General features: G+C 52.5%; 22 protein-coding genes and 3 pseudogenes. 14 read left to right on the top strand and 11 right to left on the bottom strand.

Features of this window, described 5'->3' with window-relative positions; genetic code table 11:
* From ftsQ to mutT, 9 genes and pseudogenes are all read left to right on the top strand, one after another.
* Positions 1-831, top strand: coding sequence for a cell division protein FtsQ (gene ftsQ, locus AC3G3F_RS00565; protein WP_000075728.1), 831 nt, complete (start codon positions 1-3; stop codon positions 829-831).
* On the top strand, positions 828-2,090 hold the full coding sequence (ftsA, locus tag AC3G3F_RS00560) for a cell division protein FtsA (protein ID WP_000588463.1): 1,263 nt from the start codon (positions 828-830) through the stop codon (positions 2,088-2,090). The genes ftsQ and ftsA overlap by 4 nt, the downstream gene beginning before the upstream one ends.
* A gap of 60 nt (positions 2,091-2,150) precedes the next feature.
* Positions 2,151-3,302 (top strand): cell division protein FtsZ, encoded by a 1,152-nt coding sequence (ftsZ, locus tag AC3G3F_RS00555; RefSeq protein ID WP_000462785.1) that lies wholly within the window; start codon positions 2,151-2,153, stop codon positions 3,300-3,302.
* Between the two features lie 100 nt (positions 3,303-3,402).
* Positions 3,403-4,320: a UDP-3-O-acyl-N-acetylglucosamine deacetylase gene (gene lpxC / locus AC3G3F_RS00550; protein WP_000595487.1), complete on the top strand. Its 918-nt coding sequence runs from the start codon at positions 3,403-3,405 to the stop codon at positions 4,318-4,320.
* 541 nt (positions 4,321-4,861) lie between these two features.
* Positions 4,862-6,136 (top strand): hypothetical protein, encoded by a 1,275-nt coding sequence (locus AC3G3F_RS00545; RefSeq protein ID WP_053508814.1) that lies wholly within the window; start codon positions 4,862-4,864, stop codon positions 6,134-6,136.
* A gap of 12 nt (positions 6,137-6,148) precedes the next feature.
* A pseudogene (locus tag AC3G3F_RS00540) lies at positions 6,149-6,314 on the top strand (3,4-dihydroxy-2-butanone-4-phosphate synthase); the annotation flags it as partial.
* Between the two features lie 245 nt (positions 6,315-6,559).
* Complete coding sequence (gene secM / locus AC3G3F_RS00535) at positions 6,560-7,057, top strand: secA translation cis-regulator SecM (protein WP_023245717.1); 498 nt, start codon at positions 6,560-6,562, stop codon at positions 7,055-7,057.
* A gap of 61 nt (positions 7,058-7,118) precedes the next feature.
* On the top strand, positions 7,119-9,824 hold the full coding sequence (secA, locus tag AC3G3F_RS00530) for a preprotein translocase subunit SecA (protein WP_023245718.1): 2,706 nt from the start codon (positions 7,119-7,121) through the stop codon (positions 9,822-9,824).
* Positions 9,825-9,975: 151 nt separating this feature from the next.
* The gene (gene mutT, locus AC3G3F_RS00525; RefSeq protein ID WP_023245719.1) at positions 9,976-10,371 is read left to right on the top strand and encodes an 8-oxo-dGTP diphosphatase MutT; all 396 of its coding nucleotides are present in this window, start codon (positions 9,976-9,978) and stop codon (positions 10,369-10,371) included.
* 33 nt (positions 10,372-10,404) lie between these two features.
* Here the strand turns inward: mutT and AC3G3F_RS00520 are convergent.
* Positions 10,405-10,533: pseudogene (locus AC3G3F_RS00520) on the bottom strand (aldo/keto reductase); the annotation flags it as partial.
* A 42-nt stretch (positions 10,534-10,575) separates the two neighbouring features.
* Here AC3G3F_RS00520 and AC3G3F_RS00515 point away from each other — a divergent pair.
* Positions 10,576-10,689: pseudogene (locus AC3G3F_RS00515) on the top strand (LysR family transcriptional regulator); the annotation flags it as partial.
* On the opposite strand, the gene yacG reads toward AC3G3F_RS00515, so the two are convergent.
* Genes yacG through coaE form a run of 3 tightly spaced genes read right to left on the bottom strand, consistent with a single transcriptional unit; the run spans position 10,686 to position 12,250 of the window.
* Entirely contained in the window at positions 10,686-10,877 is a 192-nt protein-coding gene (gene yacG, locus AC3G3F_RS00510) for a DNA gyrase inhibitor YacG (RefSeq protein ID WP_023245722.1), read from the bottom strand. The pseudogene AC3G3F_RS00515 and the gene yacG overlap by 4 nt on opposite strands.
* A gap of 9 nt (positions 10,878-10,886) precedes the next feature.
* On the bottom strand, positions 10,887-11,630 hold the full coding sequence (gene zapD, locus AC3G3F_RS00505) for a cell division protein ZapD (protein WP_023245723.1): 744 nt from the start codon (positions 11,628-11,630) through the stop codon (positions 10,887-10,889).
* On the bottom strand, positions 11,630-12,250 hold the full coding sequence (coaE, locus tag AC3G3F_RS00500) for a dephospho-CoA kinase (protein WP_488394281.1): 621 nt from the start codon (positions 12,248-12,250) through the stop codon (positions 11,630-11,632). Before coaE ends, zapD begins: the two co-directional genes overlap by 1 nt.
* A gap of 225 nt (positions 12,251-12,475) precedes the next feature.
* On the opposite strand from coaE, the gene AC3G3F_RS00495 reads away from it, so the two are divergent.
* Positions 12,476-13,519, top strand: a complete 1,044-nt coding sequence (locus AC3G3F_RS00495) for a GMP reductase (protein ID WP_023245725.1) — start codon at positions 12,476-12,478, stop codon at positions 13,517-13,519.
* 31 nt (positions 13,520-13,550) lie between these two features.
* Here AC3G3F_RS00495 and hofC read toward each other — a convergent pair whose 3' ends face one another.
* From hofC to nadC, 4 genes are all read right to left on the bottom strand, one after another.
* On the bottom strand, positions 13,551-14,753 hold the full coding sequence (hofC, locus tag AC3G3F_RS00490) for a protein transport protein HofC (RefSeq protein ID WP_023245726.1): 1,203 nt from the start codon (positions 14,751-14,753) through the stop codon (positions 13,551-13,553).
* Positions 14,743-16,128, bottom strand: coding sequence for a type II secretion system protein GspE (gene gspE, locus AC3G3F_RS00485; RefSeq protein WP_079813349.1), 1,386 nt, complete (start codon positions 16,126-16,128; stop codon positions 14,743-14,745). Before gspE ends, hofC begins: the two co-directional genes overlap by 11 nt.
* 9 nt (positions 16,129-16,137) lie before the next feature.
* The gene (gene ppdD, locus AC3G3F_RS00480; protein ID WP_063390123.1) at positions 16,138-16,575 is read right to left on the bottom strand and encodes a prepilin peptidase-dependent pilin; all 438 of its coding nucleotides are present in this window, start codon (positions 16,573-16,575) and stop codon (positions 16,138-16,140) included.
* A gap of 221 nt (positions 16,576-16,796) precedes the next feature.
* Positions 16,797-17,690 carry a carboxylating nicotinate-nucleotide diphosphorylase gene (nadC, locus tag AC3G3F_RS00475; protein WP_023245729.1) on the bottom strand — a complete coding sequence of 298 codons (894 nt, stop codon included), beginning with the start codon at positions 17,688-17,690 and terminating at the stop codon, positions 16,797-16,799.
* Positions 17,691-17,777: 87 nt separating this feature from the next.
* Here nadC and ampD point away from each other — a divergent pair, with 87 nt between their 5' ends.
* On the top strand, positions 17,778-18,341 hold the full coding sequence (gene ampD, locus AC3G3F_RS00470) for a 1,6-anhydro-N-acetylmuramyl-L-alanine amidase AmpD (RefSeq protein WP_488394280.1): 564 nt from the start codon (positions 17,778-17,780) through the stop codon (positions 18,339-18,341).
* Positions 18,338-19,192: a beta-lactamase regulator AmpE gene (gene ampE / locus AC3G3F_RS00465; RefSeq protein ID WP_023245731.1), complete on the top strand. Its 855-nt coding sequence runs from the start codon at positions 18,338-18,340 to the stop codon at positions 19,190-19,192. Before ampD ends, ampE begins: the two co-directional genes overlap by 4 nt.
* A gap of 115 nt (positions 19,193-19,307) precedes the next feature.
* On the opposite strand, the gene AC3G3F_RS00460 is transcribed toward ampE, so the two are convergent.
* The 3 genes from AC3G3F_RS00460 to aroP all read right to left on the bottom strand — a co-directional run bounded on the left by AC3G3F_RS00460 (position 19,308) and on the right by aroP (position 23,202).
* On the bottom strand, positions 19,308-20,258 hold the full coding sequence (locus tag AC3G3F_RS00460; RefSeq protein ID WP_488394279.1) for a glycoside hydrolase family 43 protein: 951 nt from the start codon (positions 20,256-20,258) through the stop codon (positions 19,308-19,310).
* Positions 20,258-21,664 (bottom strand): glycoside-pentoside-hexuronide (GPH):cation symporter, encoded by a 1,407-nt coding sequence (locus AC3G3F_RS00455; protein WP_053508803.1) that lies wholly within the window; start codon positions 21,662-21,664, stop codon positions 20,258-20,260. Before AC3G3F_RS00455 ends, AC3G3F_RS00460 begins: the two co-directional genes overlap by 1 nt.
* Before the next feature lie 164 nt (positions 21,665-21,828).
* The gene (gene aroP / locus AC3G3F_RS00450; protein WP_134950069.1) at positions 21,829-23,202 is read right to left on the bottom strand and encodes an aromatic amino acid transporter AroP; all 1,374 of its coding nucleotides are present in this window, start codon (positions 23,200-23,202) and stop codon (positions 21,829-21,831) included.
* A 562-nt stretch (positions 23,203-23,764) separates the two neighbouring features.
* On the opposite strand from aroP, the gene pdhR reads away from it, so the two are divergent.
* On the top strand, positions 23,765-24,529 hold the full coding sequence (gene pdhR / locus AC3G3F_RS00445) for a pyruvate dehydrogenase complex transcriptional repressor PdhR (protein ID WP_000331771.1): 765 nt from the start codon (positions 23,765-23,767) through the stop codon (positions 24,527-24,529).
* Positions 24,530-24,610: the final 81 nt, after the last annotated feature.

Here is a 24,610-nt window from a genome sequence, read left to right as displayed (position 1 = left end):
ATGTCGCAGGCTGCGCTGAACACGCGAAACAGTGACGAAGAGACACCTTCTTCACGCCGCAATAATGGAACGCGTCTTGCGGGAATTTTATTCCTGCTGACGGTACTGTGCACCGTGTTTGTTAGCGGGTGGGTCGTGTTAGGGTGGATGGAAGATGCGCAGCGTTTACCGTTATCAAAGCTGGTGTTAACCGGCGAGCGTCACTACACGCGTAACGATGATATCCGCCAGGCGATACTGGCTCTGGGCGCGCCGGGAACCTTCATGACGCAGGATGTGAACATTATCCAGAGCCAGATTGAGCGTTTGCCGTGGATTAAACAGGCCAGCGTCAGAAAACAGTGGCCTGATGAATTGAAGATTCATCTGGTTGAATATGTGCCGATTGCGCGTTGGAATGATCAACATATGGTCGATGCTGAAGGGAATACCTTCAGTGTGCCGTCAGATCGCATCGGCAAACAGGTTTTACCCATGTTGTACGGCCCGGAAGGCAGCGCGAGTGAAGTGTTGCAGGGATACCGCGAGATGGGGCAGGTGCTGGCTAAGGATAAATTCACTCTGAAGGAAGCGGCGATGACCGCACGTCGCTCCTGGCAATTGACGCTTAATAACGGCATTAAGCTCAATCTCGGCAGGGGCGATACGATGAAAAGGTTGGCTCGCTTTGTAGAACTCTATCCGGTTTTACAGCAGCAGGCGCAAACCGATGGCAAACGGATTAGCTACGTTGATTTGCGTTATGACTCAGGTGCGGCGGTTGGCTGGGCGCCGCTCCCCCCTGAGGAATCTAATCAGCAACAGAATCAGGCACAGGCAGAACAACAATGATCAAGGCGACGGACAGAAAACTGGTAGTAGGACTGGAGATCGGCACCGCGAAGGTTGCCGCTTTAGTAGGGGAAGTTCTGCCCGACGGTATGGTCAATATCATTGGCGTGGGCAGTTGCCCATCGCGGGGTATGGATAAAGGCGGGGTGAATGACCTTGAGTCAGTGGTGAAATGCGTTCAGCGCGCCATTGACCAGGCGGAATTGATGGCCGATTGCCAGATCTCCTCGGTATATCTGGCGCTTTCTGGAAAGCATATTAGCTGTCAGAATGAGATAGGCATGGTGCCTATCTCTGAAGAAGAAGTGACGCAGGAAGATGTGGAAAACGTCGTGCATACTGCGAAGTCAGTGCGCGTGCGCGATGAGCATCGCGTGCTGCATGTGATTCCTCAGGAGTACGCCATTGACTACCAGGAGGGCATTAAAAATCCGGTCGGTCTTTCCGGTGTGCGCATGCAGGCGAAAGTACATTTGATTACCTGCCACAACGATATGGCAAAAAACATTGTCAAAGCTGTTGAACGTTGTGGTCTGAAAGTTGACCAACTGATATTTGCCGGACTGGCGGCCAGTTATTCCGTGTTGACGGAAGATGAACGTGAACTGGGCGTCTGTGTCGTGGATATCGGCGGTGGTACAATGGATATCGCCGTTTATACTGGCGGCGCGCTGCGTCATACCAAAGTGATCCCTTACGCGGGGAACGTGGTGACCAGTGATATCGCTTATGCCTTTGGTACGCCGCCGAGCGATGCCGAAGCCATTAAAGTCCGCCACGGTTGCGCGCTGGGTTCTATCGTCGGTAAAGACGAGAGCGTTGAAGTGCCGAGCGTAGGCGGGCGTCCGCCGCGCAGCCTGCAACGCCAGACGCTGGCGGAAGTAATTGAGCCGCGTTATACCGAGCTGCTCAATCTGGTCAACGAAGAAATATTGCAATTACAGGAACAGCTTCGCCAACAAGGGGTAAAACATCACCTGGCGGCGGGGATTGTGTTAACCGGCGGCGCGGCGCAAATCGAAGGGCTTGCTGCTTGCGCTCAGCGTGTGTTCCATACGCAGGTGCGTATCGGCGCGCCGCTGAATATCACTGGTCTGACGGATTATGCCCAGGAACCGTATTACTCAACGGCGGTGGGATTGCTTCACTACGGGAAAGAGTCCCACTTAAACGGTGAGGCAGAAGTGGAAAAACGTGTTACGGCATCAGTTGGCTCGTGGATCAAGCGACTTAATAGCTGGCTGCGAAAAGAGTTTTAATTTTTATGAGGCCGCCAGATATTACGGCCTCAGGCGACAGGCACATGACGGAGAGAGATTATGTTTGAACCTATGGAACTAACCAACGACGCGGTGATTAAAGTCATCGGCGTCGGTGGCGGCGGCGGTAACGCTGTTGAACACATGGTGCGCGAGCGCATCGAAGGTGTTGAATTCTTCGCGGTGAATACCGACGCGCAGGCGTTGCGTAAAACGGCGGTTGGCCAGACCATCCAAATTGGTAGCGGCATTACCAAAGGTCTGGGCGCCGGCGCAAACCCGGAAGTCGGTCGTAATGCGGCGGACGAAGACCGTGAAGCGCTGCGTGCGGCGCTTGAGGGCGCAGACATGGTATTTATCGCGGCAGGCATGGGCGGCGGTACCGGAACCGGCGCGGCACCAGTGGTTGCTGAAGTGGCAAAAGATTTAGGTATTCTGACCGTTGCCGTGGTGACTAAGCCTTTCAATTTTGAAGGCAAAAAGCGCATGGCATTTGCGGAGCAGGGTATCACCGAGCTGTCCAAACATGTAGATTCGTTGATCACCATCCCGAACGACAAGTTGCTGAAGGTGCTGGGCCGTGGTATCTCCCTGCTCGACGCGTTCGGCGCGGCGAATGACGTGCTGAAAGGCGCGGTTCAGGGTATCGCAGAGCTGATCACCCGTCCGGGCCTGATGAACGTCGACTTTGCTGACGTGCGTACCGTGATGTCTGAAATGGGCTACGCAATGATGGGCTCCGGCGTGGCGAGCGGTGAAGACCGTGCGGAAGAAGCGGCTGAAATGGCTATTTCTTCTCCGCTGTTGGAAGATATCGACCTGTCCGGCGCGCGCGGCGTGTTGGTCAACATTACGGCGGGCTTCGACCTGCGTCTGGACGAGTTTGAAACCGTCGGTAACACCATTCGCGCGTTTGCGTCGGATAACGCCACCGTGGTTATCGGTACCTCTCTGGACCCGGATATGAATGATGAACTGCGCGTGACCGTGGTGGCGACCGGTATTGGTATGGACAAACGTCCGGAAATCACTTTGGTGACCAACAAACAGGTGCAGCAGCCGGTATTGGATCGTTATCAGCAGCACGGTATGGCGCCGCTGACGCAGGAGCAAAAAACGGTCGCGAAAGTGGTTAACGACAATACGCCACAGGCGGCGAAAGAGCCGGATTATCTGGATATCCCCGCATTCCTGCGTAAGCAAGCTGATTAAGAATTAGCTGGAATTTGGGATTCTGGGCTCTTTGTGCTAAACTGGCCCGCCGAATGTATAGTACACTTCGGTTGGATAGGTAATTTGGCGAGATTATACGATGATCAAACAAAGGACACTTAAACGTATCGTTCAGGCGACTGGCGTCGGTTTACACACCGGCAAAAAAGTCACCCTGACATTACGCCCTGCGCCGGCCAATACCGGGGTCATCTATCGTCGCACCGACTTGAATCCACCGGTAGATTTCCCGGCCGATGCCAAATCTGTGCGTGATACCATGCTCTGTACGTGTCTGGTGAATGAGCATGATGTACGGATTTCAACCGTTGAGCACCTGAATGCTGCTCTGGCGGGGTTAGGTATCGATAACATCGTTATTGAGGTTAATGCCCCGGAAATCCCGATCATGGATGGCAGTGCCGCTCCGTTTGTCTACCTGCTGCTTGATGCCGGTATTGATGAACTGAACTGCGCCAAAAAATTCGTACGCATCAAAGAGACTGTTCGGGTTGAAGATGGCGATAAATGGGCTGAATTCAGACCGTACAATGGTTTTACGTTGGATTTCACCATCGACTTTAACCATCCGGCTATCGATTCCAGCAGCCAGCGCTATGCGATGAACTTCTCTGCGGATGCGTTCATGCGCCAGATCAGCCGTGCGCGTACCTTCGGTTTTATGCGTGATATCGAATATCTGCAGTCTCGCGGCCTGTGCCTGGGCGGCAGCTTCGATTGTGCCATCGTTGTTGACGATTATCGCGTATTGAACGAAGACGGCCTGCGTTTTGAAGATGAATTCGTTCGTCACAAAATGCTTGACGCGATTGGTGACTTGTTCATGTGTGGTCACAATATTATTGGTGCGTTTACCGCGTATAAATCCGGTCACGCATTGAATAACAAACTGTTACAGGCAGTCCTGGCAAAACAGGAAGCCTGGGAATTTGTGACCTTCCAGGACGACGCAGAACTACCGTTGGCTTTCAAAGCGCCTTCGACGGTACTGGCATAACGACATACGCTGTCGTATAAATTCGACTGGTAAACCTGGCACTCTCTCCGGCCAGGCGAGCCAGTCGTTTTTTTTACTATTCGTTATCTGCGTTTCTCTTAATACGGCCATTTTAGCGTGGACTCCCGGCGAATTCATTTTTTCATAATAATTTCAGCAGATAATATTAGCGGCCTCTAACCACAACTCTGATGGCATCAGTTGATGTCAAAACCATGCTGAACCATTGAATAAAAAACAACATGTTATTATCTGTCGCGCAGTAACCTGACTGACCAGTAATACTGTGAACTCAACGATATTCCCTTCACATCCTTCGCGAATGGCCAAAAAGTAACGTAAAAATTGAAAACCGGGCAAATGAACATGGCGGATATGCCCTGTCTCTCCGGGCAAGAGCTGTTGCAGCAGCAGAGAAAATCAGCCAGTGACCAGACCGGTACAGGATGACCTGATCAGGTAAATGCCTGGTAACTAAAAGGGGAAAGATATGGAATAATTTTTTACATTATAACTTCTCTAATAAAGGGGAGCACGCAGTATGATGATTTTCTCTCTAATATCTGCCGTAAACGATGGTGTGTTATTACCTGCGCGCGCTCATTTTCCTTTAGATGAGAATAAGTTCGTTGAGCCTGTTATTATTGGAGGCGATGAAGAACGAACAGTGCAATTTGGTATGTTACTTGACCAGCTTAAACTTTATCCACATGAAACAGCAGATCCATTGTGCGTTTCTATAAACGCGGTGACCCCATGCTGCGGTGAGAGTAATGCCTACCAATTGGCGGTATCTACAGGGCAGCTCCCTTTGTATGTCTCTGAGATTAGTGAATTGATGAAAGATTTTCTTTATCAACATGTCGTTGATGCCAATGGTTATGTAAAAATGACCTTCCCCGATATATGTAATGGGCTGAATTCGTTATGGAGAACGTTCGCTGAAGAAAATTTAAGTGGAACTTTAAAAGCTGAAAAGGTTCTGTGTTCGCCTTATATCATGCCTGTATCTGTGCTGGGAGAAACGAGTTCTCTTGAAGAAGAGAAAATGACGTTGAAGGATGTGATGAATTTCAAGAAAATACAATCTGCCTTCAAGCACGAGTTGCACTCCATTCAGAAATCGTTAAACGTGCTTAATAACCATGAAGCTGTTGAGCGTTTTAAAGAGAATAAAACGCTCGAACTCTTGTTGCAAACGGGGGTACACACTGGGATTGGTATCGCTGGTGGCGTGTTGGGCGCTGTCATCGGCACGGCAATCGTTCCCGGCTTGGGGACGTTCATCGGCGCGGGGATTGGCGCAGGATTAGCGTGGGCAGGTAAAAAGCTTTACGATTATGCCGCAGGCGTTGTAAGCAATAAAATAAATCCTAACCCGCATTTAAAAACCCAGGAAATTGACCGGAAAATAAAATCTGCCGAGAAAGGTACCGTCTGGGAGTGTGGGGCAAAAATAAAGTCACTCGTTGTGGAACCCTCGCGGGCGGGCGGTATCCTCGTGGCTAGCCTTATCTCTTCAGTAATAAAAGGGGTCTCGTTACCTATTCATGATATAGCCACTGCTTGTTATGATTATGAAAGAGCCAGTGAAGGATTAACACCTGAAAAAGCGTCTAAGATTGAAGCCTTACTGGTAAAGTATCATAGCAAGCTGAATAAAGAATATGAACAGGTGCTCGGGTATCTCGAAGAGAATCCGACACCGGATAACCAGCGACGTAAAAATAAGATCCTTGAACGGGATGCAGTGATTTGCGAGCGATTAGCTGCTATCCGCGAAAGTATTAAGGACGCTGTGGAATCTCGACGTTAGAGTATTCATAAAGGCCGCAGTGTAATGACGCTGGATGATGAAAATCGTACCAACGAGGCAATATAATTTTCGCCGCTGAAATCATGACGGTTGAACAGATGACGCTAACCATCCGCCACGGTAGCGTCTATACCTGACCGAAGAACGTTGTAAACTGTTTGATCTGCCGATGATAGTGGGGAAACAACGCCAACGCTGTTTTTTGGTCAAGGTAGCCTGGTGCCGGAAGACAATGTTTCTCTCTATATCCGCGCCTGTTTAGCAGGATTAAATCGAAATACGGCGCGTTCGCTGTTTTCTTAGCCATTTTTTATCTTTGTTTCTCGTCATTACTGCTGTAGCGCGTACGCTTTAATGATAAGATTTGTGCGCAAATTGTTTTGATTTCGTAAGCCCACGAGGGGCATATCAGGTGGCAATGACGTGAGTGGAATACTGACGCGCTGGCGACAGTTAGGCAGACGATACTTCTGGCCGCATCTCTTATTAGGGATGGTCGCGGCGAGTTTTGGTTTGCCCGCGCTCAGTAACGCCGCCGAAACCAATACGCCTGCAAGGGCGACCGCCAGCACCGCATCTAAAGTTAACTTTAGCCATCTTGCGCTGTTAGAAGCCTCTAACCGTCGTCCTAATTTCACCGTAGACTACTGGCATCAGCACGCTATTCGCACGGTGATTCGCCACCTTTCTTTTGCAATGGCGCCGCAAACGCTGCCCGTTGCCGACGCGCCGTCGCCATTACAGGCGCATCATATCGCCTTACTGAATACGCTCAGCGCGATGCTCACGCAGGAGCGGACGCCGCCTGCTATTGTTCGTCACGTCTCCCTGGCATATTTCGCGCCGCGAACCGCGTTTAGCATCCCGGCCTGGATAAGTCAGGCACAGGGTATCCGCGCAGGGCCTCAACGTCTCAGCTAACGAAAAAAGACCTTTTAACTTTATTTGTAGCTCCGCGGCGCGGGGCGTTTGAGACTTTATTATGCTAATCAAACTATTAACGAAAGTATTCGGTAGCCGTAACGATCGTACACTGCGTCGTATGCGTAAGGCCGTCAGCCTTATTAATACGATGGAACCGGAGATGGAAAAACTCTCCGATGACGAACTGAAAGCGAAAACCAATGAATTTCGCGCACGTATTGAAAAAGGCGAAAGCGTAGAGAGCCTGATTCCGGAAGCGTTCGCGGTGGTGCGTGAAGCCAGTAAACGCGTCTTTGGGATGCGTCACTTCGACGTTCAGCTATTGGGTGGTATGGTGCTCAACGATCGCTGCATCGCGGAAATGCGTACCGGTGAAGGTAAAACGTTGACCGCAACGCTGCCAGCCTACCTGAACGCGCTGTCCGGCAAAGGCGTTCACGTGGTGACTGTGAATGACTATCTGGCTCAGCGTGACGCCGAAAACAACCGTCCGCTGTTCGAATTCCTCGGTATGTCCGTTGGCATCAACCTGCCAGGTATGCCTGCGCCAGCCAAGCGTGAAGCTTACGCTGCCGACATCACTTACGGCACTAACAACGAATACGGTTTTGACTACCTGCGCGACAACATGGCGTTCAGCCCGGAAGAGCGCGTGCAGCGTAAACTGCATTATGCGCTGGTGGATGAGGTTGACTCCATCCTGATCGATGAAGCGCGTACCCCGCTGATTATTTCCGGCCCGGCGGAAGACAGCTCGGAAATGTACAAAAAAGTGAACAAAATCATTCCGCACCTGATTCGTCAGGAGAAAGAAGATTCTGACACTTTCCAGGGCGAAGGCCACTTCTCCGTTGATGAGAAAGCGCGCCAGGTTAACCTGACCGAACGCGGTCTGGTGTTGATTGAAGAGCTACTGGTGCAAGAAGGCATCATGGATGAAGGCGAGTCGCTCTACTCCCCTGCCAACATTATGCTGATGCATCACGTTACCGCCGCGCTGCGCGCGCACGCGCTGTTTACCCGCGACGTGGATTACATTGTGAAAGACGGTGAAGTCATCATTGTTGATGAGCATACCGGTCGTACCATGCAGGGGCGTCGCTGGTCTGACGGCCTGCACCAGGCGGTAGAAGCGAAAGAAGGCGTTGAAATTCAGAATGAAAACCAGACGCTGGCGTCTATCACCTTCCAGAACTACTTCCGTCTGTATGAAAAGCTGGCCGGTATGACCGGTACGGCGGATACTGAAGCCTTCGAATTTAGCTCTATCTATAAGCTGGACACCGTCGTTGTTCCGACTAACCGTCCGATGATCCGTAAAGATTTGCCGGATCTGGTCTACATGACCGAAGCGGAAAAAATCCAGGCCATTATCGAAGATATTAAAGAGCGTACCGCGAACGGTCAGCCAGTGCTGGTCGGGACGATTTCTATCGAGAAGTCTGAAGTGGTCTCCAGAGAGCTGACCAAAGCGGGCATCAAACATAACGTACTGAACGCTAAATTCCACGCCAACGAAGCAGGCATCGTTGCGCAGGCCGGTTATCCTGCGGCGGTCACTATCGCTACTAACATGGCGGGTCGTGGTACCGATATTATGCTGGGTGGTAGCTGGCAGGCGGAAGTCGCCGCGCTGGAAGCGCCGACGGAAGAACAGATTGCGCAGATTAAGGCTGACTGGCAGGTACGCCACGACGCAGTTCTGGCTGCAGGCGGTCTGCATATCATTGGTACCGAGCGCCATGAGTCTCGCCGTATCGACAACCAGCTACGTGGCCGTTCCGGTCGCCAGGGCGATCCAGGTTCTTCCCGTTTCTACCTGTCGATGGAAGATGCGCTGATGCGTATTTTCGCCTCCGATCGTGTCTCCGGTATGATGCGTAAACTGGGGATGAAGCCGGGCGAAGCGATTGAGCACCCGTGGGTGACTAAAGCTATTGCTAACGCGCAGCGTAAAGTAGAAAGCCGTAACTTCGATATTCGTAAGCAACTGCTGGAATATGATGATGTGGCGAACGATCAGCGCCGTGCAATTTATACCCAGCGTAACGAACTGCTGGATGTGTCTGACGTAAGCGACACCATTAACAGCATTCGCGAAGATGTCTTTAAGGCGACCATTGACGCCTACATTCCGCCGCAGTCGCTGGAAGAGATGTGGGACATCCCGGGTTTGCAGGAACGCCTGAAAAACGACTTCGACCTGGAGATGCCGATTGCCGAATGGCTGGATAAAGAGCCGGAACTGCACGAGGAGACGCTGCGTGAGCGCATCCTGGCGCAGTCTATTGAGGTGTATCAGCGTAAAGAAGAGGTGGTTGGCGCTGAAATGATGCGTCATTTCGAGAAAGGCGTGATGCTGCAAACTCTCGATTCCCTGTGGAAAGAGCATCTGGCGGCAATGGATTACCTGCGTCAGGGTATTCACCTGCGCGGCTATGCGCAAAAAGATCCAAAGCAGGAGTACAAGCGCGAATCCTTCGCTATGTTCGCTGCGATGCTGGAATCGCTGAAATATGAAGTGATCAGTACCCTGAGCAAAGTCCAGGTACGTATGCCGGAAGAGGTCGAAGCGATGGAAATGCAGCGTCGCGAAGAGGCGGAGCGCCTGGCGCAGATGCAGCAGCTAAGCCATCAGGATGACGATGCCGCCGTGGCTGCCGATCTGGCCGCCCAAACAGGCGAACGTAAGATTGGACGTAACGATCCTTGCCCTTGCGGTTCCGGTAAGAAATACAAACAGTGTCACGGTCGCCTGAGCTAATGCGATAAAGTTATCGGCCTGATAAGACATAATGTGTTGCCATCAGGCCGATGCTGGCATTATTGCCGAATGGCGCTACGCTTATTCGGCCTGGCATTGAACACAGATAAAAAGGCGCAGGCGACTGCGCCTTTTTTATGGATGCAACAAGATGAAAAAACTGCAAATTGCGGTTGGGATTATCCGCAACCCGAACGACGAAATTTTTATTACCCGACGCGCCGCGGATGCGCATATGGCGAACAAGCTTGAATTTCCCGGCGGAAAAATTGAAGCCGGAGAAACACCAGAGCAGGCGTTGATCCGTGAGCTACAGGAAGAGGTAGGGATTACGCCAACACAGGTGACCTTATTCGATACTCTGGAATATCAATTCCCGGACCGACACATCACGCTGTGGTTTTGGCTGGTTGAACGCTGGGAGGGCGAACCGTGGGGGAAAGAAGGGCAGCCGGGACAGTGGATCGCGCAAAGCGCGTTGAATACGGACGATTTTCCGCCAGCCAATGAACCGATTATTCGCAAATTACGCCAATTTGCGCATTAGTTGGGGATCTCAACACGATCCCCCTCGATGTTATTATCGATTTAATGTGGACATAATTTCCGGCCAGTAGCGGGGGCCGGCCGCGGCGTCGTGAGGAAAAACCGCCTCAATTGCCGCCAGCTCCTGCGGACTTAGGGTCAGTGATAACGCGCCAGGGTTTTCTGGTGCAATGGCGGCTACACTTCTGTTACAGCCTAATCTCACCGGTTTTATTTGTATTATCCCGGCCGCACGCATATGGCGCCAAAACTACGCGTATTTATTGATTATTTTTGTCATAAGGCGATATTGCCGTATCCAGAGAACCATCGCCGTTAGCGCTCTTCGCTCCAGTCGTCGCTATCAGACTGGTCGCCGCTGCTGGCGATTCGCTTCTCTTCGGCGGCCCATTCGCCCAAATCAATTAACTGACAGCGTTTAGAACAAAATGGGCGGAAGGGGCTAATTTCCCCCCAGACGACCGGTTTACCGCAGGTCGGACAGCTTACGACGGTCACGTCAGACATTTTTACTCCTTAGCAACAGGCCAATTCAAAATCAAGACGCTCCGGCACCAGACCATTCTCACTATCCAGCGGCATAAAGCGAATGGCAAAACGGCTCTTATGACCGGAAATTTGCGGATAAAGTTGAGAATCGAGCGTCAGTATAAGACGCAGCAAATCGGCGTCGTCCCCGTTATCCTGATAAAAACCGTTCAGGCTGGTTTGCTTACGGAAAGGCGCTGAATTGCGGATCAGATCAAGCACCAGAGTCAGCGCCTGCGTGAGGGGCTTCAGGCTGGCAAGCCAGGTGTCAATCTGGGCGTCGCGCTGCGGCTGTTGTAGGTGTAACCAGATATGCAGAGTGGGTAAATCGAAACTGCAACAGCCGCCCGGAATACTTAGGCGTTGACGCACAAGGGCAATCAAGCGATCTTCGCGTAGCTGCTGGCCAATCCTCGGGGCAGAGATCAGCACGCTGCCCGCGGATTTTAACTGCTGGCGCAGGGCTTCAATACGGTCTTGATCGACGCCGGGAACCTCAACCCAGGCCTGTAATTTACGCTGCTGGCGCTCCAGTTCTTTCAGCAGTTCGGTACGGACTTCGCCCCGTTCGAAAACATCCAGTAGGTCGCTGATATTACGGAAAAAATGCAGTGCGCCAGCATGGTCTGCAATTGGCAGGTTGATGGAGAGCTGTTGGATCAAAAACTCTATGCGCAGCCACGTACGCATCTTCTCATTGAGAGGGTGTTCAAATAGGACCTGGGTGTGCATTACGGTTTTTCCTGTGAGACAAACTGCGACGCGAGCTTAAGATAACTGGCGTGCAGGCGGGCCACATCTGATGCGATAGCATCCGGTGCGCCGTTATTATCAATAACATCGTCCGCTACGGCAAGGCGCGCTTCACGCGTCGCCTGCGCAGCGAGAATGTGTTCAACATGCTCGCGTGTAACATCATCACGCTGCATTGTGCGCATGAGCTGCGTTTCGGGCGTAACGTCAACCACCAGAACGCGGTTGGCCTTTTGATACAGCCTATTTTCAACCAGCAGAGGCGCAACCCATAACACATAGGGCGACGTTGCCTGTTGAAACTGTCGTTGGGTTTCCTGCTGAATTAAGGGGTGAAGCAGAGCGTTAAGCCAGGCTTTTTCTTCCGGATGCGAAAAAATACGCTCACGCAGCGCCCGGCGACGTAACGTGCCGTCGGAGGTGATAAGTTCAGAACCAAAATGTTCCGCTATTGCGTTCAGGGCAGGCTGCCCTGGCTCAACCATCTGGCGCGCGATAATATCCGCGTCGATGACGGTTATTCCGAGGTCAGCGAAGGCATCAGCGACGGTACTTTTACCGCTGCCAATACCGCCGGTTAAGGCTACGGTATACCTCATATCTCCAGCTTCCGGAATTTTAATTTGATAATCAAAAGGTTAAATTTTAAGCATGCAAAGACGATACGGTCTGAGCATTAACCTACTATTCGCCAGGTAAATTTATGGGATTGTAACGTAAAAAAAGAGAATTTCGCAGTCTTGTACGGCCATGATTAGTGCGTATGATAGCGTCACTGGAGTTGTGAGTTTCGATTTTTCGCCATTAACCCCAGGAATCCGTACATGCGTATCGAAGAAGATCTGAAGTTAGGTTTCAAAGACGTTCTTATCCGTCCTAAGCGTTCTACCCTCAAAAGCCGTTCCGATGTCGAACTGGAACGTCAATTCACCTTTAAACACTCAGGTCAGACCTGGTCTGGCGTACCGATTATCGCGGCAAATATGGATACCGTCGGGACGTTTGAAATGGCGCAAGCGTTGGCCGGGTTCGATATTCTGACCGCTGTACATAAACATTATACCGTTGAAGAATGGGCGGCTTTTATCAACACTGCTTCGGCTGATGTTTTGAAGCATGTGATGGTTTCCACCGGGACCTCTGATGCTGATTTCGAAAAAACCGCGCAGATTCTGGCGCTGAGCCCTGTGCTGAACTTTGTCTGCATTGATGTGGCCAATGGCTATTCAGAACATTTTGCGCAGTTCGTCGCGAAAGCGCGTGAAGCATGGCCGACAAAAACAATCTGCGCAGGTAATGTGGTAACGGGCGAGATGTGCGAAGAGCTTATCCTCTCCGGCGCCGATATCGTGAAAGTGGGCATTGGTCCCGGTTCCGTATGCACGACGCGTGTAAAAACCGGCGTCGGCTATCCGCAATTATCAGCGGTTATCGAATGCGCTGACGCGGCGCATGGCCTGGGCGGTATGATCGTCAGCGATGGCGGCTGCACCATGCCAGGCGACGTAGCAAAGGCCTTTGGCGGGGGCGCGGATTTCGTTATGTTGGGCGGCATGCTGGCGGGCCACGAAGAGAGCGGCGGCAGCGTGGTGGAAGAAAACGGCGAGAAATTTATGCTGTTCTACGGCATGAGTTCGGAATCCGCGATGAACCGTCATGTCGGCGGCGTCGCGAAATACCGTGCTGCAGAAGGTAAAACGGTTAAATTGCCGCTACGCGGGCCGGTGGGCAATACCGCCCGCGATATCCTGGGCGGTCTGCGCTCAGCCTGCACTTATGTCGGCGCGTCTCGCCTGAAAGAGTTGACCAAACGCACCACCTTTATTCGGGTGCAGGAACAAGAAAACCGCATTTTTAATAATCTCTAATATTTTGGCTGGCGTAAAATGCGCGCCAGCCTTATCCCATCCCGCTCATCGCGTCTCCCAGATGAAAAATCGGCAAATACATCGCCACCACCAGCGTACCGATAATTAAACCAGTAATGATCAATAATGCCGGTTCCAACAGCGACGCCAGATTATCGGCCAGCGCCAACGTAGTTTCACTGTGGTGACGGGCAAGGTTATGCAGCATGATATCGAGTGAACCGGACGCTTCGCCAGTTCTGACTAGTTGCAGGCATAGCGGACTAAATTCCTGGGTATTTTTTAGCGCCAACCAGACCGGGTTGCCCGCGGCGATCTCCTGATGTGCCTGCGTTAAACGCTGTGACCAGTAGGGACAGCCGAGACTGTCGATAGTGCTTTCCAACCCCTGAAGAAAAGGAATGCCTGCGCTTTGGGTTAATGCCAGTACGGTGAATATTTGCGCTAGCTTCTGGCCTCTTATCAGGCGACCCATGATGGGGAGTCGTAGCAGAAGACGCTGGCGCTGCGCCTGCCAGGATGGTTTTTGTTTTACCCTGCGGTGAGCGATAGCAACGAGCATCGTCAGGAGCAAGATGAGCCAACCCCATGTCGCCCCCCATTGCGCTATCGCGATAATACCGCGTGTCAGAAGAGGGAGCGGCGTATCGAAGCTACGGTAAATGGCGGCAAATTCCGGCAGGACAAAGTGCAGCATGGCGAAAACGATCAGGGCGGCCATTGTCAGAATAATGGCGGGATAGCGCAGTGCCTTTTTCACGCTAACCGTAATCTGCCGTTGCGCTTTCTGCTGACGGGCCAGTTCAAAGCAGCATTCGGCCAGTTTACCGGTCAGTTCTCCGGTGCGAATCATCGTCTGGTAGAGCGGCGGAAATACCTGCGGCCAGGAGACTAATGCGCTGGAAAAAGGGACGCCCTGTTCAAGCTCCTGAGCCAGCGTGCGCAACAGTGCTTGCCATTGTCGGTGGGGATGCTGTTTTGCAAGAAGTTCCAGCCCTTCAGAAAGCGTAAGCCCGGCATGAAGGAGCGTTGCCAACTGGTGAATAATTTCAGCGCTTTTCTCTTCTTTCCACAATGCGGCGTTAACGCCCATGCGCTTGATGCGAAGCGGCATAATGCGCTGATGTTGTAGGGTGATGATCAGCGCCAGACGATTGTCTGCCCATACAACGTCTTGTTCCAGTTGACCTTTATCGTTAACGCCTTGCCAGCGCCAGAGCTGTTTAACGGTCATGGGGCATTCCCAGAACGCGCAGTATCTCTTCAAAGGACGTCATGCCTTGCTCAACGGCGCGACAGCCATTTTCAAAAAGCGTTCCTATACCGGTCTGTTGGAGGTGGGCTTCCAGTGCTTGCGCCGATGCGCCGCTCGCAATTAACTGACGTAATGCCGGGGTAACGGTTAATACTTCGAATAACGCGGTTCGGCCATAAAAGCCGTGGTAGCAATGCTGACAGCCGCTAGCCTGCCAGCGCGGTAGCGCGCTGGGCCAAAGATTGGGCGATAGCACCACGGGATCGCTCAGGCACTGTTTGCAGTGCGGGCAAAGTTTCCTTACCAGACGTTGCGCTACCACCAGCGTAAGCGATGATGAGATCATCCAGCGTGCTACGCCCATTTGCTGCAAACGTATTAGGGTTTCGCTGGTGGAGTTCGTATGGAGTGTTGAAAGCACCAGATGGCCCGTTTGCGCCGCCTTAATGGCGATTTCCGCGGTGTCGCCGTCCCGAATTTCACCCACCATGATGATGTCGGGGTCCTGGCGTAATAGCGCGCGTAGCACATTTTGAAAGGTGAGCCCGGCGCGGGGATGGATCTGGGTCTGGTTAATCCCGTCCAGTGGAATTTCTATCGGGTCTTCAACGCTACAGAGGTTGATACCCGGCGTATTCCGGGTTTGTAGCGCGCTGTATAGCGTGACCGTTTTTCCGCTGCCGGTGGGGCCAGTCACCAGTACCAGTCCCTGAGGTTGCTGTAGGGCTTGTCTAAAAGCGGTAAGTTGCGCCCCGTACATGCCCAGCGTGTCCAGTTTCAGCGTTTGTTCAACCTGATGCAATAACCGTAAGACGACTTTTTCGCCTTCTTTACAGGGAAGCGTGGCGATACGAAAAGAGATGCTGTCGCCCGTCAGGTCAACGGTAAATTGCCCGTCCTGCGGCAGCCGATGTTCGGCGATATCCAAATTTCCCAGAACTTTCAATCTGGCTGTCAGCGCAAGCCCCGTCTCTTTGGGGATGTCCTGCAGGATATGAAGAACGCCATCGATGCGGAGCCTTATCCGGTAGCGGCTGGCGCCTGGTTCGAGATGGATATCAGAGGCGCGTTTCGTCATCGCCGAGCGTAATGTCTGATTGAGAAGCTGGGCCGCGGTTTCTCCGCCTTTCGCGGCGTTTGCCGAGGGTGCCTGATCCGGCTTATGCAGATGACTTTCCATTTGCTGACGAGTCCAGCACACAATATCAATCTGTTTTTGCGTGGCGAAATGCAGAGCGTCCAGTAACGCATGAGAGGGCGCGTCGACCACCGCAACAGTGATGCTGTTGCTGGCGCTATTTATCAGTACAGCCTGATGACGTTGACACAATGTGTTGAGCTGTGCGTCTTTCATCTTGTCTCCTTAGTTGGCGTCAAAACGGAAGACATCTTCACAAGCCTGTTGTAACGCGCTGTCGCTTTGAATATTGCAGTTACGCGTCCAGCCGGTAATGCCGTTAGCATTGTCCCAGGCGGGCGTCATGATGACGCTAAGCCCGCTCAGGCTCTCCTGGCCGGTAAGCGTGATGACGCCTTTTTCCACGCTCATGCCCGAAACATAACGGGTGACGACGGGCGAGGGGATACCGTTGACGCCCGCATCGCATGTGTTCGTCCCTCCATGTTCCAGAGCGCAGAGTTCGACGGCGGTACGGTAGGGGACAAACGTTTGCAACATATCCGTCAGCGCCGCTTTACGCAGATAGTTCTGGTAAGCCGGAATGCCGATGGCGCTTAAAATGGCGATGATGCCTATAACGACCATCAGTTCAATAAGCGTGAAACCGCGTTGTTTTTCCATTGTTCGCTCCTTGAGTTAGCTGGCGCTACTTTGGCAAACGAGGGAATAACGGGCGAGCGGCAAAAGGTAAAACGGGAATGCGGATTCTGAAGATTTTTGTTGCGTTACATGACACGGCAACGTTATTGCGAGGCGCTACGAATATTTTACCGAATAACGATGCGGATCTACGGACAGGTGATTTATAAACCCGACGGCGCAGCGCCATCGGGTGGAGAGGATCAGCAAAAACGCATGGAGAGATCGAGCGCGCGCACGTGCTTGGTCAGTGCGCCAACGGAGATGAAATCCACCCCGGTTTCAGCAAATTCGCGTAAGGTTTCCACGGTGACGTTGCCGGACACTTCCAGCCGCGCCTGGCCGTTGACGCGTTTCACCGCCTCGCGCATCTGGTCGGTGTCGAAATTATCCAGCATGATGATATCCGCGCCCGCTTTCAGCGCATCGTCCAGTTCATCCAGATTTTCGACCTCGACTTCTACCGGCACGTCCGGATGTAGCCAGAACGCTTTTTCCACCGCCTGACGAACAGAACCGGAGGCGATGATATGGTTTTCTTTAATCAGGAAGGCGTCAGTAAGGCCAAGACGATGATTGGCGCCGCCGCCGCATAAGACCGCGTATTTTAGCGCAGTGCGCAGACCCGGCAGCGTTTTACGCGTGTCGAGCAACTGGGTTTGGGTGCCAGCCAACAGTTCAACGTAACGGCGTACTTCGCTGGCGACGCCGGAAAGGGTCTGGACAAAGTTGAGCGCCGTGCGCTCGCCGGTCAGCAATACGCGAGCAGGGCCGTCCAGCTCAAACAATGTTTGGTTGGCGTGAATAGCGTCGCCGTCCTCGACATGCCAGGTGAGGCACACATCATCGCCCGCCAGTTGGATGAAAACCTCTTCAACCCAGCGCTTGCCGCAGAAAACACCGTCTTCACGGGTGATCACCGCGGCATGGGCCCGCGTATCTGCCGGCAAAAGTTGCGCGGTGATATCGTTGTCGGCATCGACTTTTCCACCTAAATCTTCACGCAGCGCCTGAGCAACGGCGGCAGGGATATCCAGATTAATGCGTTCCAGTAGCGCGTCACGTCGGTCGTCTGGGTTATAACGGCGAGGCGGCATGATAAAACTCCAAATTGCTAACGAATCATAAGGTAGAAACATGCTACTCTGAAGCAGCTATAAGCACCACTCAAAAGGAGGCTCCGCATGTTGCCAGATAAGGGTTGGTTGGTAGAGGCGCGACGCGTCCCTTCCTCGCATTATGATTGCCGTCCGGATGACGAAAAACCGTCTTTGCTGGTGGTGCATAATATCAGCCTGCCTCCCGGCGAGTTTGGCGGTCCGTGGATTGATGCGTTATTTACTGGAACAATAGATCCAGATGCCCATCCTTTTTTTGCGGAAATCGCTCATCTTCGCGTTTCGGCCCATTGTCTGATTCGCCGTGACGGTGAAATCGTCCAGTATGTGCCTTTTGATAAGCGTGCGTGGCATGCGGGCGTGTCAAACTATCAAGGGCGGGAACGCTGTAATGATTTTTCCATTGGTATTGAGCTGGAGGGGACGGATACGCTGGCCTATACCGATGCGCAGTATCAGCAGTTAGCCGCCGTGACGCGCACGCTCATCGCTTGCTATCCGGCGATCGCCGACAATATGACCGGACACTGCAACATTGCGCCTGACCGCAAAACGGACCCTGGCCCCGCCTTTGACTGGCCGCGGTTTCGTGCTTTGGTAGCCCCTTCGTCGCACAAGGAGATGACATGACGTTGTTTACGACATTACTGGTGCTGATTGTCGAGCGCCTGTTTAAGCTGGGCGAGCACTGGCAGCTCGATCACCGGCTGGAGGCGCTATTCCGTCGGATTACGCATTTTTCGATGCTGCGCACGATGGGAATGACGGCGATCGCGATGGCGGTGACTTTTATACTGCTTCAGGCGTTGAAAGGGCTGCTATTTAACGTGCCGACGCTGGTGGTGTGGATTCTCCTGGGCGTGCTGTGTATCGGCGCGGGTAAAGTGCGAGTACATTATCACGCCTGGCTGAAAGCGGCGTCCCGTAACGATCCGCATCCTTGCGAGGCGATGGCCAGCGAGCTTACGCTAATTCACGGTGTGCCGCCGGATTGTAATGAGCGTGAGTTTCTGCGTGAGCTGCAAAACGCGTTGTTATGGATAAATTTCCGTTTTTACCTCGCGCCGCTATTTTGGTTTATCGTTGGTGGTCCGTGGGGGCCGGTAACGCTGGTGGGCTATGCGTTTTTACGGGCCTGGCAGACCTGGCAGGCGCGCTATCAGACGCCGCACCAACGTTTGCAATCCGGCATTGACGCTATTCTTCATGTGCTGGACTGGATTCCGGTACGTCTGGCGGGCGTAGTGTATGCATTACTGGGGCATGGCGAGAAAGCGTTACCGGCCTGGTTTGCCTCGCTGGCGGATCTGCATACTTCGCAATATCAGGTACTCACACGTCTGGCACAGTTCTCACTGGCGCGCGAACCGCATACAGACAAAGTGGAAACGCCCAAAGCGGCGGTGTCGATGGCGAAGAAGGCCTCATTTGTCGTGGTAGTGATTATTGCCGTGTTGACCCTTTACGGCGCGCTGGTGTAACGCGGTTTTGCCGGAGTGGCGCACGCGCCTTATCCGGCTTACGGTGCGCATTGTTGGCCGGGTAAGCGCAGCGCCCCCGGCAGACGCGAGTTGTGCCGGATGGCGGGTAAAGGGGTCAGGGCGTATCGGCCGGAGGGATGCCGAAATCAGGCATTCCATGCTCATCCCAGCGAATCAGCTTCAGGCGGGTATGGCGGTTGGGATCGTACAGCGGATCGCCTTCTATTTCAGTATAGTTTCGGGCGTGATAAACCAATACCTCTTCACTGTCTGGCGTGGTAGTGAAGCTGTTGTGACCGGGACCAAACTGACGATTTTCAATGCTGGTGGTAAAAACCGGACGTGGTGACTTATGCCAGTTGGCCGGATCGCGCGGATCGGCGCGCAGATCAATCCACAATAAGCCCATACAGTAGTTTTCATCGGTGGCGCTGGCGGAGTAGCTGATAAACAGTTTATCGCCGTGCGCCAGTACAGCCGGGCCTTCGTTAACCCAAAAACCCCGACACTCCCAGTCGTACTCTGGCTTACTGAGTCTTACCGGTTCGCCTTTAAGGGTCCACGGATTTTCCAGTTCAGCCAGATAAATATTTGAGTTACCGGCGATATCCGGCGCTTTTTGCGCCCACAGATACCACTGTTTTCCCTGATGATAAAAAGTGGTTGCATCGAGGGCGAAGGTATCAAACGGCGTCTTAATTTGACCTTTTTCAGTCCAGACGCCGGTGAGCGGGTCGGCATCGGCGCACTCAAGGGCAAACATGCGGTGCTGGAACATATTTAATTTATCCAGCGCCCGGGTATGCGCCGCGGCAAAATAGAGGTACCACTTACCGTTGATGCGGTGCATTTCCGGCGCCCAGATCAGTTCGCTCATCGGGCCGGTTTTCGGCTTGCGCCATACCACGGCGGGGTCGGCGGCGCGCAACCCTTCCAGCGAATCGGCCCGGCGGATTTCCAGCCTGTCATATTCCGGTACGGAGGCAAGAAAGTAGTAATCGCTGCCGTCGCGTAAAATAAACGGATCGGCACGTTGTTCAATGAACGGGTTTGGCCAGTTTGTCATCAGGCTTTCCTTACGCTTTCAGCGGCTTTAACTTCCTGCAACTCACTCAATTCGCGGTAATTAGTGCGACGTTTTTCCAAATCGTCCTGGATTTGTTTCATCAGTTCACGGTCAACTTTCAGCAGACGTACAACGCCTGCGGTAATCAGATAGCCAACCCCGGGGATAATGGAAAACAACAGCATAATACCGTTCATTGCCGAGGCGCTTTGCGCTTTAGCGCTGGCGTCATAACCGTACCAGGAAAGCAAAAAGCCGACCATCGCTCCGGCAATCGCCAGGCCCAGTTTCAGGAAGAACAGATTACCGGAGAAGCTAATACCGGTAATCCGTTTGCCGGTTTTCCATTCGCCATAATCATCGACGTCCGCCATCAGCGACCAGTGCAATGGGGAAGGGATCTGATGCAGAATATTGAGCAGGAAATAGAGCGCCACAATCATCACGGTGGCTTTCGGATCAAAGAAATAGAACGCGCAGGAGAAAATCGCCAGCGCGATATTGGTCCAGAAAAATACCTTCAATTTACACCAGCGATCGGTTAAGACTTTTGCCAGCATACTGCCGATCATCATACCGGCCACGCCGAGACTAATAAAAAGCGTGGCGAAATGGGTGCTTTGCCCCATCACCCAGGTGACGTAATACATGGTTGCCGCCATGCGGATAAACCCCGGACAGACGTTGCATAAGGTCAATAGCAGAATACGTACCCACTGATCGTTCTTCCACACGTCCTTGAAATCATTCTTCATATCGTCGTGTGTCGGAACGGCAGGGCGAACGCGTTCGCGGACGCTGGCGAAGCAGAACAGAAACATACCCATACCGATAATCGCCAGCACGGTCATCGCCAACTGATAGCCTTTGGCTTTGTCGCCGCCGCCAAACCAGTCCACCATCGGCAGCAGCGTTAACGATAGCAGTAGCGTCGCGATGCCGACTAACACAAAACGATAAGCCTGACAGGCCACGCGCTCTTTTGGATCGTTGGTGATCACGCCGCCCAGCGAGCAATAGGGAATATTGATGGCGGTGTAGGTTACGGAAAGCAGAAAATAGGTGACGAAGGCATAGACAACTTTGCTGTTATAGCCCCAGTCCGGTGTCGTGAACATCAGAATGCTGAACAGCGCGTAGGGAAATGCAATCCACAGTAGCCAGGGGCGAAAACGACCATATTTACTTTGGGTACGATCGGCAAGTGCGCCCATTATCGGATCGGTAACGGCATCGATAACGCGTACTGAAAGGAGTAGAACACCGACTAACGCCGGGGCAAGTCCAAAAATATCCGTATAAAAATAATTAACAAACAGCATGATAGCGCCAAAAATAATGTTACATCCGGCGTCGCCCATGCCATACCCGATTTTCTCTCTTACTGAAAGTCTACCCTTATCCATTGAGACTTCTCCCCATCAGATGATGGTGGTAATTATTCGCCTGCGAGCTTTTATTTGCGTAGCAGGATCACGCCACTGATATGGATAAAATGGTTATACGCGGGAAACTGTGAGGCAGATAACACCCTCCCCGGGCGGGGAGGGCGGAAAAGTAACGCTACGAATCAGTGGGCTTTCACCGTTTTTGCCGTTTTTTCCTTACACAGGTAGCCGACGCCCAGGACGAGCAGCCATACAGGAATCAGCCACACGGAGATCGCCATACCAGGCGTCATCAGCATAATGATCAATACTGCTGCCATAAACAGCAGGCAGAGAACGTTGCCGAGCGGATAAAACAGGGCCGGGAAGCGGGTTTTCATGCCCTGTTGCTGTTTCGCGCGACGGAACTTCATATGGGCAAGGCTAATCATCGCCCAGTTAATGACCAGCGCGGAGACCACCAGCGCCATTAACAGTCCGAACGCGGATTCCGGCGCCAGGTAGTTGATCAGGACGCACAGCGCGGTGACGACCGCCGACACCAGAATGGTATTGACCGGCACGCCGCGTTTATCAACAGACAATAGCGCTTTCGGCGCATTCCCCTGCTGGGCCAGTCCGAACAGCATACGGCTGTTGCAGTAGACGCAACTGTTATAAACCGATAGCGCGGCGGTGAGAACCACAATATTCAGCGCATTGGCGACAAACGTATCGCCCAGCTCATGGAAGATAAGGACAAACGGGCTGGTATCGGCGGTGACGCGAGTCCATGGCAGCAGCGAAAGCAGTACCGCCAGCGAGCCGATATAAAAAATCAGGATGCGATAGATAACCTGATTGGTGGCTTTGGGAATGCTCTGTTCCGGGTTATCGGCTTCAGCGGCGGTGATCCCTACCAGCTCTAGTCCGCCGAACGAAAACATAATAATGGCCATCATCATCACCAGCCCGGTCCAGCCATGCGGCAGAAAGCCGCCCTGCTCCCACAGGTTGCGCACGGTGGCCTGCGGACCAGCGGTATCGCTGAAGAGTAACCACGCCCCGAACAAAATCATGGCGATGACGGCGATCACTTTGATAATGGCGAACCAAAACTCCATCTCGCCGAACACTTTGACGTTGGTCAGGTTAATGGCGTTGATGACAACGAAGAAAAGCGCCGCTGAGGCCCAGGTGGGGATTTCTGGCCACCAGAACTGAATATATTTACCGACAGCGGTCAGTTCCGCCATCGCGACCAATACGTACAGAACCCAGTAGTTCCAGCCGGAAGCGAATCCGGCAAAGCCGCCCCAGTATTTATAGGCGAAGTGGCTAAAGGAACCGGCGACCGGTTCTTCAACCACCATCTCTCCCAGCTGGCGCATAATCAGAAAGGCAATAAAACCTGCAATCGCATAGCCCAGTATAATTCCTGGCCCCGCCGACTGAATAACGGAGGCGCTTCCCAGGAACAAGCCCGTTCCTATCGCGCCGCCCAAGGCGATAAGCTGAATATGGCGGTTTTTCAGGCCGCGCTTGAGCTGCTCGCCGTGCTGCTGACTGTCCATCATAAAACCTCGTGTATGGTGCGCTGTTTATTCATAACGCGCTTATTTTGAACGATGCAGTAGTGCGTGTGTAAGTTTGCAATTCCGCTTTTTGTATTGATTTATTTACAGCGCCTTTTTATTAAATGTCACTGCTACTCTTTTGTCTTTATCAGAATAATGGTATGTGGGCGCGAATGCACCTGCTTTGTGCAGGGGTGATGACGAGTTGCGTAAAAAGAAAGCACTTGTAAATACCTCCTTTTATTTTCCCTTATAGAGGTTGATTTGTTTTTATTCATTATTTATGCATAAAAATACATTCAACTTGCTGTTGAATCGGTTCAAATGAGATTTTTTATCGTTTCAAATACGTTAAATCTACCTCCTGGTGGGTAAATTTAACATTTGTGCGCAGTTACAATTTTGAAACGCGATTTCTGTAAAATTGTTAAAATGTGCCTCCTTTACTGATTTCAATCAAAACCTGTATGGACAGAAGGTGAATACTTTGTTACTTTAGCGTCACAGACATGAAATTGGTAAGACCAATTGACTCCGGGCAAATGGCTTAAGACAGGAAATCATGGCCTACAGCAAAATCCGCCAACCAAAACTCTCCGATGTGATCGAGCAGCAGCTGGAGTTTTTAATCCTTGAGGGGACGTTGCGCCCCGGAGAAAAACTCCCACCGGAACGTGAACTGGCAAAACAGTTCGACGTCTCCCGTCCCTCCTTGCGTGAGGCGATTCAACGTCTCGAAGCGAAGGGATTGTTGCTTCGTCGCCAGGGCGGCGGAACCTTCGTGCAGAGCAGCCTGTGGCAGAGCTTTAGCGACCCGCTGGTAGAACTGCTCTCCGATCACCCTGAATCCCAGTTTGACCTGCTCGAAACGCGCCATGCGCTGGAAGGCATTGCGGCTTATTACGCGGCGCTGCGCAGCACCGACGAAGATAAAGACCGTATTCGCGAGCTGCACCATGCCATTGAGCTGGCGCAAGAGTCCGGCGATCTGGATGCCGAGTCCGAAGCCGTGCTCCAGTATCAAATCGCCGTCACCGAAGCGGCGCACAACGTGGTATTGCTTCATCTGCTAAGGTGTATGGAGCCGATGCTGGCGCAAAACGTGCGGCAGAACTTCGAATTGCTGTATGCGCGTCGGGAGATGCTGCCGCTGGTGAGTACGCATCGCACCCGTATATTTGAAGCCATTATGGCCGGAAAACCCGAAGAAGCGCGTGAAGCTTCACATCGCCATCTGGCGTTTATCGAAGAGATTATGTTGGACAGAAGCCGTGAGGAGAGCCGTCGTGAACGGGCCTTACGCCGTCTGGAGCAACGCAAGAATTAGTTTTTTCTGGCAGAACGTTAACCAGAAGATGTTGTGAATAACGCGCAAAAATGTGCGCGGCAACTAAACGCAGAACCTGTC

Source organism: Salmonella sp. FC25216 (assembly GCF_057751355.1).
The sequence above is the reverse complement of the archived record's forward strand: the minus strand, read 5'-3'. Positions and strand labels throughout refer to the sequence as shown.